The sequence below is a fragment of the Treponema putidum genome (assembly GCF_000755145.1).
GTDB classification, from domain to species: domain Bacteria; phylum Spirochaetota; class Spirochaetia; order Treponematales; family Treponemataceae; genus Treponema_B; species Treponema_B putidum.
In genome coordinates, this window is the sequence record NZ_CP009228.1 from 59,709 (window position 1) to 72,256 (window position 12,548).

At 36.4% G+C, this 12,548-nt stretch carries 10 protein-coding genes, 1 tRNA gene and 1 pseudogene; 2 read left to right on the plus strand and 10 right to left on the minus strand.

The genetic code is table 11. The features are described 5' to 3' along the window. Positions 1 to 54: 54 nt before the first annotated feature. The 3 genes and pseudogenes from JO40_RS13795 to JO40_RS00310 form a co-directional block, all read right to left on the minus strand. A tRNA-Sec gene (locus JO40_RS13795) sits at positions 55 to 143 on the minus strand. 32 nt (positions 144 to 175) lie between these two features. Continuing rightward, a pseudogene (locus tag JO40_RS15125) lies at positions 176 to 2,066 on the minus strand (ABC transporter ATP-binding protein). Then, on the minus strand, positions 2,066 to 3,880 hold the full coding sequence (locus JO40_RS00310) for an ABC transporter ATP-binding protein (RefSeq protein WP_044977297.1): 1,815 nt from the start codon (positions 3,878 to 3,880) through the stop codon (positions 2,066 to 2,068). The pseudogene JO40_RS15125 and the gene JO40_RS00310 overlap by 1 nt, the downstream one beginning before the upstream one ends. A 369-nt stretch (positions 3,881 to 4,249) precedes the next feature. Here JO40_RS00310 and JO40_RS14035 point away from each other — a divergent pair, with 369 nt between their 5' ends. Beyond that, positions 4,250 to 4,399 carry a hypothetical protein gene (locus tag JO40_RS14035; protein WP_170225384.1) on the plus strand — a complete coding sequence of 50 codons (150 nt, stop codon included), beginning with the start codon at positions 4,250 to 4,252 and terminating at the stop codon, positions 4,397 to 4,399. 191 nt (positions 4,400 to 4,590) lie between these two features. Here JO40_RS14035 and JO40_RS00315 read toward each other — a convergent pair whose 3' ends face one another. The 3 genes from JO40_RS00315 to JO40_RS13810 form a co-directional block, all read right to left on the minus strand. After that, positions 4,591 to 4,929 (minus strand): hypothetical protein, encoded by a 339-nt coding sequence (locus tag JO40_RS00315; protein WP_044977298.1) that lies wholly within the window; start codon positions 4,927 to 4,929, stop codon positions 4,591 to 4,593. Between the two features lie 170 nt (positions 4,930 to 5,099). Then, positions 5,100 to 5,285, minus strand: coding sequence for a hypothetical protein (locus tag JO40_RS13280; protein ID WP_144242213.1), 186 nt, complete (start codon positions 5,283 to 5,285; stop codon positions 5,100 to 5,102). Further along, complete coding sequence (locus tag JO40_RS13810) at positions 5,276 to 5,452, minus strand: hypothetical protein (protein WP_158506557.1); 177 nt, start codon at positions 5,450 to 5,452, stop codon at positions 5,276 to 5,278. Before JO40_RS13810 ends, JO40_RS13280 begins: the two co-directional genes overlap by 10 nt. A 677-nt stretch (positions 5,453 to 6,129) precedes the next feature. Between JO40_RS13810 and JO40_RS00320 the strand changes: the two genes are divergently transcribed. Beyond that, positions 6,130 to 7,479, plus strand: coding sequence for an MATE family efflux transporter (locus JO40_RS00320; RefSeq protein ID WP_044977299.1), 1,350 nt, complete (start codon positions 6,130 to 6,132; stop codon positions 7,477 to 7,479). Positions 7,480 to 7,490: 11 nt separating this feature from the next. Here JO40_RS00320 and JO40_RS00325 read toward each other — a convergent pair whose 3' ends face one another. The 4 genes from JO40_RS00325 to JO40_RS00335 all read right to left on the minus strand — a co-directional run bounded on the left by JO40_RS00325 (position 7,491) and on the right by JO40_RS00335 (position 12,437). Continuing rightward, positions 7,491 to 9,569, minus strand: coding sequence for a methyl-accepting chemotaxis protein (locus JO40_RS00325; RefSeq protein ID WP_044977300.1), 2,079 nt, complete (start codon positions 9,567 to 9,569; stop codon positions 7,491 to 7,493). A 182-nt stretch (positions 9,570 to 9,751) separates the two neighbouring features. After that, a complete protein-coding gene (locus JO40_RS00330) occupies positions 9,752 to 11,077 on the minus strand; it encodes a Na+/H+ antiporter NhaC family protein (RefSeq protein WP_044977301.1) in 1,326 nt (441 codons plus the stop codon). Positions 11,078 to 11,260: 183 nt separating this feature from the next. Continuing rightward, positions 11,261 to 11,437: a hypothetical protein gene (locus tag JO40_RS14150; RefSeq protein ID WP_201771185.1), complete on the minus strand. Its 177-nt coding sequence runs from the start codon at positions 11,435 to 11,437 to the stop codon at positions 11,261 to 11,263. Then, complete coding sequence (locus JO40_RS00335) at positions 11,430 to 12,437, minus strand: MalY/PatB family protein (protein WP_201771186.1); 1,008 nt, start codon at positions 12,435 to 12,437, stop codon at positions 11,430 to 11,432. Before JO40_RS00335 ends, JO40_RS14150 begins: the two co-directional genes overlap by 8 nt. Positions 12,438 to 12,548 lie beyond the last annotated feature (111 nt).

Genomic DNA, 12,548 nt, shown 5'->3' on the forward strand with positions numbered 1-12,548 from the left:
AAAAATCAACTACCCGCATTAGCTTGCAAGCTTAGTTTTATCTATAAGGAGGTACGGAAGAGGCAGGAATCGAACCTGCCATTGCGAATTATGCAACCTACGGTTTTGAAGACCGCGGGAGCCACCAGACCCCATCTGCTTCCGCAAGGACTATACACAAAATCGGAGTTTTTGTCTAGGGGTGATTTTGATAATACTGTGCTTGGGCGTTCCACAATTTACTGTAAAGGCCGGCTTCCGCTAAAAGTTCTTCGTGGCTGCCTTCTTGGACTATGCTACCGGCGTCAAAAACCAAAATATGGGAACAAAACCTACAGGAAGAAAGGCGGTGCGAAATATAAAGGGAAGTTTTGTTCTTTACAAGGCTATCGAATTTGGAGTAGATTTCGGCTTCGGCAATTGGGTCGAGGGCGGCTGTAGGTTCGTCCAAGATTATAAAAGGAGAATCCTTATAAAGAGCTCGAGCTATTGCAATCTTTTGCCCTTCCCCGCCTGAAATGTTTACGCCATCATCATCGAAGTTTTTATAAAGATAAGTTTTTTCCGCATTTTTAAATTTAGAAAGATCGAGGCCGGTATTTTTTAGAACCTCCAAGACCTTGAGTTTATCGTAAACCTGCCCGCCTGAAATGTTTTGGGCAAGAGGAAGGGCAAGGAGTTTAAAATCCTGAAAAACTACGGAAAAAAGGTTTAGGTATTCTTTATAGTCATATTCTTTTATATTTTTTCCGTTAAAAAGAATTTCGCCTTCTACCGGGTCATAGAGACGGCAGAGGAGTTTTACAAATGTAGTCTTACCGCTCCCGTTTTTACCGACTACGGCAAGCCGCTCGCCCTGCCTTAAAGTAAGGTTTAAATTCTTTAAAACGGTTTTTTCGGAATCGGGATAAGCAAAGGAAACGTTTTTAAATTCTATTAACGGCTCTTTAAGAGCCGGAGCATCATTTTTTTTGATAGCTGACCTGAGCCTTGTTCATGCACATTCCGTTTTTTATATCCAAGAAGTCAAACACATCCTTTAAAAATTCCCTATTGTTTTTTGCCTCTCCTGCAATCGTAAAAATTTCGGTGAGGGCGGAAGAAAGGGCTGTGATGCTTGCCGCATATTGCATTAGGTTTCCAGCAGGGAAGGCACCTCCTAAGGCCTTCAGCCCAACAAAACCGTAAATGACTATTAAAAGAGAGGTAGAAATAAAGGCCGATAAAAAAGCAAAAAAGCCCATCTCTTTTTTAGCATATTGCGAAACCCTTCCGCCCGGCATAAAAATATTATTGGAAGACCTTATTGTGCTGCCCTCCCCCTGCTGGCCGTAGATACGCACATCCATTGCACGATTTTTTTCGTTAAAGAGCCTAAAGAAAAAACTAAACACTCTGTTTCCCTCTGTGGCATCCTCCGAAACAATTGCCCAATAGGAATCGGACATTGTTTGAAGTTTTGCAGGAATAAGGATTAAAAGCACGATGCTAAAAAGAATTACAAAGATAAACAAAGGATTATTTAAAAAGGCCAATTCAGCGCTTTGAACCTTAAAGCTAAAAAGGCTTATGCTCAATGCGGCCGAAGTAATAACGGAAGTAATATGGGTAGAACATCTTGTATAAACCCAAATGATTTTTTCCAAGCCCCAGCCCCCGTAATTTGTATTTTGCCATATCCTTGTATAAACCTCATTTGTTTTTGCGGATTCAACATCTTGAAAGTCCATGCTTAAAAACTTTTGAACATAGATATCTTGCAGTTTATAATCAACGCTCCGGCCTTCATAGTTTGCCCATCTTTTAAATAAGGAAGAAACGAACATGCAGACAGCCGTTAAAATAAGAGAGAGTAAAACCAAACTTTTGATTTTTGATAAATCTCCTTTCCCCGAATAAATTAAAACAAGCTCGTTTATAATTCTTGCCGAAAAGAAAATGCCTATAAAGGGCAAAAGGCTTGTAAAAACTTTTTCTCCAAGCACGGAAATAAAAAACAAAGGAGCCTTTTTAAAGAGAAGCAAAAAAGCCCGCCGATTCAAGCCCTTGTTATGTCTTTTTTGATTATATCCTTTTTCAGTTTTCATCAGATTTCTTCCTTATAATACTTGCTTTGTACTTCAAAAAGATGAGCGTACTCACCGCCCTTTTTTAAAAGAGAATCATGAGTGCCTTCTTCGATTATCTTTCCGTCTTTTATAAAAATAATCCTGTCACAAAAACGGGTAGAAGCGAGCCGGTGCGAAATAAAGATAGAAGTTTTGTCCTTCGATAAATCGTTATATTTAGTGTAAAGCTCATGTTCAGCGATAGGGTCCAAGGCCGCCGTAGGTTCATCCAATATTAAAAAGGGCCTGTCATTGTAAAGTGCCCTTGCAAGTAAGAGCTTTTGAGTTTCGCCGCCTGAAAGTTCTACTGCATCAAAGAAAATATCCTTGCAAAGACGGGTTTCTTCTTTTTGGGGAAGAGCCTGAACCTTATCATAGAGTCCCGAAAGTTTTAGCACTTCTTCAATTTTTTTCTTGTCAATGACCTCTCGGCTTTGTGCAATGTTTACTGCAATACTGGTAGGCAAAATCGAAAACTCCTGAAAGACAGCACTAAAGCACTTATAGTATTCGCTCCGGTTAAATTCTTTTATATTTTTTCCGTTAAATAAAACCTCTCCTTCTGTAGGATCATAAAGGCCGGTAATAAGTTTTACAAGGCTTGTTTTCCCTGCCCCGTTTAAGCCGACAATGGCGAGTTTTTCTTTAGGCTTCAAAGTCAAATTAAACCTATCCAAAACAGGAGTTCCGCCTTCCGAATATAAAAGGCTGACATCTTTTAGCTCGATGAGGTTTTCTTTTTGTAGAGGAACTTCTTCACCTTTTTCAAATAGGTAGTTCTCCTTGAATTCAAAAAATTCTCTAAGGCGGGAAATATCCAGACTTTGCTTATGCAGAACTGAAAACTTATTTAAAATACCGCTTACCCATTGGGTAAAGGTTCCCGCTGCGGCAAAATAAAGGATAAATTGCGGAACGCTTATATTTTTTTGTAAGACAAGACTTATCAGCCAATAGTAAATAAGGCCGTTCCGCAAAAAGGTTAAAACAAGGTCTGCAAGGTCGGCAAAAAAATAACGCTTTTCTCCTTGAAGATAAAAATTGCTGTAAAGCCTTAGATGCTTTTCATATAATTCTTTAAGCCAAGCCTCCATTCCAAAAAGACGGATATCCTTTGCAAGCTGCTTATTTTTTCCGGTTTGGGTTATGTAGCGTAAATGATTTACATGCTTATTTTCTTCATCACGCCTCTTATACATCCAAGAGCTTACACTGTTGGTGATAAAAAAGCTTACGCAGGTTGTTAAAATGGTAATTAAAATTATATTAAGATTTAAGGAAGCAAGGATAACAAGATAGATGATAAAGCAAAGAAGGTATTGAAGAAGCCCCTGTAAGGTAGTCCAAATAGCTTCGGTAGATTCCGAGTTACCGCCGGTAACATTCATCGCCTTATTTTTCTTTGCTTCAAAATCCTTATTATCCAAGTTATTATAGGAAGTGTTCATCGCCTTACTGCCTATCATAAAAATAAGCTCGCTCCTAACTCCAATCCGCCCGAATAGATGGTTCGTTTGCAGATAAGAGAGGAGTCCGCGTAAAAGCATTAAAGAAAAAGCAAAGGCAAAAATAGTTATTAAAAGATTTTTAATGGGAGCATTGCTTTGAATTAGGGTTAAAACAGCAGGCGCAAAAAATATCGAAATTAAATTATCTCCCGTATATAAAAGAGATTCCAACAAAATCAAAACAGGCACCGACTTATAAGTTCTAAAAGATGTTTTAAGCATAAATAGAACATTGCTTAAAATGCCGTATTTTATAGGCTCTTCTTTTTTTTCCTCTTTTTCCATAAGGAAAGGAGTATAACACAAAGGGGAGAAAGAGTCAAAGGCGTGTTTAATTTAACCGCAGGGAGCGCAAATAGCGCTAAGATTTTTTTTAATGCATTGATTACAAAAATCTTTTTATAATTTACTAATTTTTTCAAATAATAACTATAAATATCTTTGCGTAGACAACATTTAAATTTCGCTCAGAACCTTTGTTTCCTAACTCAACCAAAGAATTGACCAGAAACTTTATAACAATGCGGGATTCCAAAGGGCGGCAAGTCCTTTGGCAGCGCGAGAAAAAGAGGGGGTACAGGGGGAGAGAAAACCCTGCTCTGAACGGGGTGTTCTCTCCCCCTATATATACAAGCAAGACAAGAATATAGATTAATGTCCACTTTTGAGATGGATGCTAGGTATAAGGGCTTTTCCGAAGGCTTAAAGCAAAAATCGATAGAAACAGCAAAACTTATGAAAAACAGAGGCTATCCGATTTCCGAGATTTTGTTAATAACAGGCCTTCCCGAATCCGAAATTTAGGAACTGTAAATTAGGGGAGAGGCGTAAACCTGACGGGGAGGCCTTGTCTCTACTTAAAATTGTTTCGCTAATCTTCAATATGTGGAAAGTGTTTATAAGTTCTAACTACCGCTATCCATAGCGGAATTTTAATACTTATTTGATTTTCAAAACCGCCCAATGGGCGGTTTTGAAAAGTTAAATTGATAATATTAATTGGTACAATTCTTCTCTTTCATTTTAGTGAAAGCTAATATTACAGCAGAAAGAAATCTATCAAATTTTTTCTTACGATCAATATTTAAAATATTTTCAAATTCTTCCAAAATTTTATACATATTATTTTGAAATTCGGATGCAGCCATCTCGATAGATTTTAATGTTTCATCGTTAATAGTAGTAAATTCTTCAAACTCAAAATGAACTTTTCCAATTTTTTTATCTAATCTGTCAACAAATTTAAATTCATATATTGTTGACAGGGCATTTGAAGATTTTTCCGTAATAATAACAGATAAATTATCATCAAAATTAAATCTTTTATTTTCCATATTTTATTTCTCCTTAAATCATTTCCTTCAAAACCGCCCAATGGACGGTTTAGAAAAGTTAATAGTTAATCCACCACCGCCACGGATGGCGGTGGTTACAGCTTCGAGAGTTTTGCTGTCAGGCAAAACTCTAAGATAAAAAATGTACAGGATGTACATTTTTTATCGACTTATGGCCGGCACGCCACACGAAAACCAATAGAGCTGACGCGAAGGTCCGATTTGTAGTCGCCCCGCCAGGCACGAGCGACGAAGTTAGCGTCAAAGATGTGATAGGCGCCGCCGCGTTCGACGCGGTCAGAACCGTATACAGCACCCGTAGGATCCTGCCCGCCTGTAGGCGTATTCACATACACGTTCCAGCACCATTCGGATACTTTACGGGGATTAAATTTTCAAACGAACTGTTTGAATAAAAATATTTATCGATTACTACAACCGTATGATAAATCGATCTTTGATGTTGCCAATTATCCATATTTTTTGCAAAACGCAATGGTTCAAGGCAGATATCGGTACTCATGTCATGTAAAACCTCCTCTCGGCACAATAAACCGCATATATAAAAATTTGCAAAGACGATTAATACAGTTATGTATATGCGTTTTAAACTCTAGAAATAAAGAAAAAATAATTATGAACAAAATTTATGTATAAAATGCAGAAAACCATAAAATAAAGTGAAAAACACTGTTTTGTTTTTGCAGCCTTAACATATTTGACAAACTATTTTTGATTATAGATTGAGAAAAAATTTTATTTATAGCCTTTGCGCAACTCAAGCAAGAGCTTGAGCAAAAACTTGAGCATCTTTGCGTCCCTTGTGGTTTATTTTCAAAAAAGAATTGACCTATATGAGAAAAATAAGTATTACTAGCTTTAATTAGAGATATTTTACTTAATAGAGAAATTGGGGGGGGTAAACCTAGGCTAACATTTTTCAAGTCATTTTTATTCCGTAAATATCGGGAAAGAGAAAATTGTAAATAGCCGAAAAATTTTCATTACCATAATTTAATTATAGCATAAAATATAGAAAAATTCAAGGGGTCGGAATATCAATTTTATCAAATTTATAATATCCTAAAATTAAAAAAAACGGTTTTGACAAAACGGTGTTCTTTCGTTGACAAGCTCTAATTTTATTCTTATTATGTAACCCAAGGTTTTAGCAGGGAATCTCAAAACGGAAAAAAGGCTATGTACAAAAAAGACTTGGATCTTACCGAAGGCGTAATTTGGAAAACTTTGATAATATTTACTCTTCCCATTTTGGCAGGAAACTTTTTTCAGCATTTATATACGGCAGCCGATGCCGTCATTGTCGGGAAGTTTACAGGCAAGGAAGGTCTTGCAGCCATTGATTCCGTTTTAAGTTTATTAAAACTGCCGATAAATCTTTTTAGCGGACTTTCGGCAGGGGCAACAATTATTATCTCCCAATTATTCGGTGCAAAAAAAATCAATGAACTCTTTACTGCAATTCACACTTCAATAGGCTTAACCCTTATTGCGGGCATAAGTCTTTCGATAATCGGAGTTCTTATTTCTCCCATGCTTCTTTTTATGATGGGCGTTCCTAAAGATATTTTTGAGATGACATTGGGCTATGTCAGAATTTATTTTGCAGGAATGGGAGTCTCCCTTTTTTATAATATCGGCTCTGGAATTTTGCGTGCAATGGGAAATTCCAAAACTCCTTTTTATGCACTTATAATTTCTTCAATATCAAATGTAATTTTGGACTTAATCTTTATAGGAATTTTTAATTGGGGAATAGGAGGGGCAGCTCTTGCAACGGTTATTTCACAACTTATAAGTGCTGTAATAATCCTTTTTGTTCTCACAAAAAAAACGGGATGCTGTCCCTTGCTCCTTAGCAAGATAAAAATTGACAGGCTCTCTTCTATCAAGATTGCAAGGCTCGGACTTCCTATCGGTATACAGTCGGCTTTTTTTCCTATAGCAAATATGATAATTCAGGCGACGGTAAACGGTACGGGCACGACCAACATTGCGGCTTGGGCAGTTTGCGGCAAGTTGGACTTTTTAGTTTGGATTTTGCTTGAAGCTATTACCTCTTCAGTTGCAACCTTTGTTGCTCAAAATTACGGTGCAAAAAAATATGACCGCATTACCGGAGTTGTACGATTAAGTCTTATTATGTCCGGAATTATAATAGGAAGTGTTTGTGTAATTCTTTATTTTTGGAATGTTCCCTTGGGAAAACTTTTTATTAACTCAAAGGATTACGGCGTTCTTACAATAAGCGAAAGGCTTATGCACATTCTCGCACCATTTTATACGGTTTTTATATTCACGGAAGTTTTTTCGGCAGCCATCCACGCAACCGGAGAAACTTTTAAGCCCATGTTAATAATCCTCCTCGGAGTTTGTGTTTCCCGCATTGCTTGGATATTTTTATTTGTTCCTATAAACCCTGTAATTGAAATGATTGTTCTAGCCTTTCCTATCTCATGGACTTTGACAAGCATTATATTTATAATTTATTATCCAATATACAGAAGAAAATTATACTTAGAAAAATAATTTTTCTCAACTTAAACCTTAAACTTTGAAATTTCAGAGGCAACGCCGGAAGCCGTCTCTTTATTCAGTCTTGCAGTATCGTTTACCTCTTGGATATTTTTATTTACCTTCCCTACACCGACGGCCATTTCTGCCATACTTTGGGTTATTTTTTCCGAAAGAAGAGACAGTTTTTTAAACTCTTGAGAAATCTTTTCCGTTCTGACAAGCATTTCATCTGAACTTTTTTTTACGGCTTGACTTAATTCTCCCATTCCGTTTATCTCATGCAAAACTGCCTCTGCATCTTTAAGCTGTTCATTCATAGTCCGGATCATTCCGTCTTCATGCCTGTAAATAAAGTCCATCATAGAGCTTATCTTTTCAAATTGCTCGGAAACACGGGGACCGGCACCGTTTAGATTTTCAATCTTGCTTTTTAACTCTTCCAAAACCTTTGTGATATTTTGCCCTTGTTCTCCGGATTCTTCAGCAAGTTTTCTTATTTCATCTGCAACAACGGCAAAACCTTTTCCTGATTCTCCTGCATGAGCTGCCTCGATTGCGGCATTCATTGCAAGAAGGTTTGTTTGACTCGCAGTATTTTGGATAACTGAAATTGCATCTAAAAGTCCCTCAGACTGTTCGGTTACAATACGTGTAATATCCACAACAGACTTTACCGTTTCCTTTCCTTGATGAGTCGTTTGCTCAAGCTCTTTAATGGCTTTTAAGTTGTCTTGAGCCTTTCCTCTCACTCCCTCAATATTAGAAACTATTTCTCCTACAGCTTTAGTAGAAGATATAAAACTTTCAGCTTGACTGTCAATACATTCATCAAGTTCAGATATCGTATTAGAAATCTCATTTACAGTTTGTACTGCATCTTCAACACTTGAGTTTTGAATCATTACTTGATTTTTAACACCGTCAATATTTGCAGTAATTTCGTTCAAAGAAGCTGCAGACTCTATCATACTGACCGATAAACTTTCGCCTATACTTTGCATTTTATTTGTATGCTCTCCTATATTCGAAAGTGCATCTCTAATTTTTTCGATTGCATTATTTAAAACCGCAGTTATGCGTCCGACTTCATCATTTGAAATTTCTGCCCTTATCGTAAAATCTCCTTCGGCAATTTTATTAAATACCTTATTCATTTTAGCAAAACGGCCGAATAAAAATCCCAATAAAAATCTGCTTGACAAAATTACAATAAGAAGAATCGCTGCCGACCAGATTATGGGAAGTCTTAAAATTGAGAGCATCGGCGGAATAAATTCATTTATAGGAGAAGCAAGTACAATATAATACGGAAGCCCCTCAATTTGTTTTTTTGCAATTATAACCTTTCCTAAATATTTATCTATGTAATATTCAAGCCCGGAAAAATCTTCGACGGGCAAGCTTTTTCCCGTAATATCCGTAACTTTTTTTCCTGCCATATCTCCATTTGAAGAAATTAAAAATTCATTATTGGAATCTATAAATCCAAGCCATGAGTTTATGCTTGGAATTGAGCTCTTCATATTTTCGATTGAACTATCCAAATTGACGGCAAGTCCGGCAAATCCCAAAGCCTCTCCTCTGTTATTAAAAATTTTGCAATCAAACCAAAAATTTGTAATTCCCAAGGTTTTATTATAATCAACATTATAAAACATATCTTCTTTTTCTTTTAAAAGAGAATAAAACCATGAATCAGCCGGATCCGTTTCTGATAAACTGTCCCGTATAATATTATTTTTATCAACTACGTAATAAGAGCCTGTTAATTTGGAAGCGGCAAAACAGGTACTGAATTTTTCTTCATTTGACAGTTTTAAAAGCATAGCCCTTATATCCTCACCGTCTTGCTCATTTTTTTCATAAGACTCGAACCAGCGGATAAGGTTTTCTTGATTTGCAAAGCTCCTTGACAACATTAAGCCGCTTTCAAGATCTCTTTGCAATTTGGAACATGACGAATCTAAAAGATAATACATATTACGGTAAAAAGTTTTTTCTACGTATGACCTGACATAATAAATAGTCGAAACTAAAGCTCCGCATATAGCAATAATCAAAGTAAATGCTAAAAACAAATTAACTGATGTCCGAATTTTCATTATTACCTCGAATTTAATATATCATTTTAATACATTTTCTTTAAATTGTCTAGTGAGATATTATTAAAAAATAAAAACCCGTCTTTAAAGAGTTTAATCTCTAAAAACGGGATAAATTTTAAGTAAGATCCGGTTCCGGTAAACCTCAGTTTTGGTATCTATAATTTTTTTTAAAGATAACCTTAAATCGCTGCCTTTTCCTCTTTAGTCCGCAAGAGGCCGAATTGAACAGTTACAACGGCTGCAATTATCAAGGCAAAAATATAGTACGAATGAGCTAGGACTGCCGTCGGAGCTACACCGGATAAGCCTGTAACAATCAGCATACCGCCGTCATGCGGACAGAGTGCCAAGAAAGCACATGCAAATATATCCAGTAAACTTGCCAGCCGTTTAGGCGAAATGTTATATTTAAACCCGATTTCTTTTGCGATCGGTGCTGAAATGATAATAGCTATCGTATTGTTTACCAAGGCGATTGAAAGGAGTCCTGATAATAAACCGATACCGTACTCGGCGCCCTTTCTGTTTTTAATTCTGGAAGTTATTTTATTTATAAGCCAATCAATACCGCCGTAATATTTAATTAAGCCTATTAGACCGGAGATTAAGATGGCAACTATAGTAATGCTCATCATATCTTCCATGCCCTCTCCTAAAGATTGAACAAATGTCATAAAGGTTAATGTACCTTGTAAAAAACCTATGATACCTGACATAATAATGCCTATAAAAAGAACGGCGACAACATTCAACCCTGTTAAAGCGGTTATTAAAACGACAATGTACGGAATTATTCTGATTAAGTGGAATTCAAGGTCACCGGTAATTGTTCCCTTTCCGCCCATAATTGCGTATAAAATAAATGCAACTAAAGCTGCGGGAAGAGCAATCAGCAGGTTCATTCTAAACTTATCTTTCATTTCGCAGCCGACACCCTTTGTTGCTGAAATTGTCGTATCCGATATGATTGAAAGATTGTCACCGAAATAAGCGCCGCCTATTACTGCACTACAGGCGACGGCTAAATTAAGATTTGATTTTGCCGCAACGCCTATTGCAATGGGAGCCATAGCCGCTATTGTCCCCATTGAAGTTCCGATTGCTGTAGAAATAAAACAGCTCATTAAAAACACGCCGGGAATTAAGAGAGTACTCGGAATATACGTAAGACCTAAATTAACGATACTGTCTACTCCGCCCATGGCTTTTGCAGCTCCTTGAAATCCTCCGGCCAATAGGTAAATTAAACCTATGAGCATTACTCCTTCGTTGCCGGCATTTTTTGAAAACACTTCAATCTTTGTATCTAATTTTTCCTTGCGGTTCATAAGCACCGCAATAAAGATACCGATTAAAAGTGCTACGTGCCGAGGAAATTGTTTAAAGGCTTTTGGAACACCTTGAGCCGTAAAAAACAAACCGAATCCGATATACAAGGCTAAAAAAACCAGTAACGGAACAAAGGCTATAAAGCCGTACCTCTTTGAACTCCTACTTTCATCCATAACTTCCCCCTATCATACTCCTATAAAAATTTTTTGCAGCAAATATCAATTTGCGAAAAAAATTTTTTTCAAGTAGTTTTGCTTTATGCAAAACTACATACAATAATGCGATGTTTGCCGAAAGGCAAACTCGGCAGATAAACATGGAGGCTTGTATTTCAAGCCGGAATGTTTATCATACTCCTATAAAAATTTTTTTATTGCAGCATCAAGCTGCATAAGAGACTTTTCAATTACCCGTCTTGAAGCGGCAGCATTTAAACGGACAAAACCGCTTCCGCCTTTACCGAAATCACTTCCCTTACTAAAAGCAACACCCGCTTTTTCTACAAAAAATTGTTGTAAAGCATCGTCATTCATTTTTTAGAGCACTTGCATCTATCCAGCAAAGATAGGTAGCTTCAGGTATATTCGGTTTTAAAACGGGAATTTTATTTTTACAATATTCGTATATAAATTCCATATTGCCGTGAATATATTCGATTACTTGATTAAGCCAATCTTCTCCTTTTCTGTAGGCGGCAATAGTTGCAACAAGACTAAAACAATTATTGCGCGCTATATCCATTTCTTTTAGATTAAAAACATATTGATTTTTTTCTTCCTCATTGGGAAAAATAATTGTAGAGGCTTGTAAACCTGCAAGATTAAAAGTTTTACTTGGAGCTATCATCGTATAGGTAATTTTTTCAACCTCTTTCGAAATAGAAGCGATCGGGATATGCTTATAACCTGAAAATATCAAATCGGAATGGATTTCATCCGAAATTATTTTTACCCTGTATTTTAAACAAAGCGAAGTTAAAGTTTTAAGTTCTTCTTTTGTCCAAACACGGCCGACGGGATTATGAGGATTACAAAATATAAAAAACTTAATCCCCTTTTTAAACTCAGCTTCAATATCTTCAAAGTTCATTTTGTAAATACCTTTTTCATTTACGAGAGGAACATTTACAAGAGTTCTTTTTGTATTTAAAACTATGTCGGTAAAAGGATGATAGACAGGAGTCGTTATCATAATTCTATCATTTTCCGCGCTGAACATTTGAAGAATAAAACGCATGCCGGGAACAACTCCCGGAGCAAAAGCCATAAGTGCAGTGTCCGGTTTATAATTGTTTCTTTTAATCTGCCAATCGGCAATGGAATTAAAATATTCATCCGGCCTAAAAGTATAGCCGAAAATCCCCTGCTTAGCTCTGTCAATAATTGCATCTATTATTGGCTGAGCTGTTTTAAAATCCATATCGGCTATCCATAATGGAATCACATCATTAGTACCGTAATGTAAATAAGATTCTTCAACCTTTGCCGAAAAGTTTGAAGAACGATCAATTATCTCGTCAAAATCATACTTCATATAACTTTACTCCAAAATGATAGTTTATATTGTATTAAGCAAAAAACATACCAAGATAAGGGCCATTGGAAAACTTTACGGTTTAGTGAAAAATAAGATATTTTTATAACA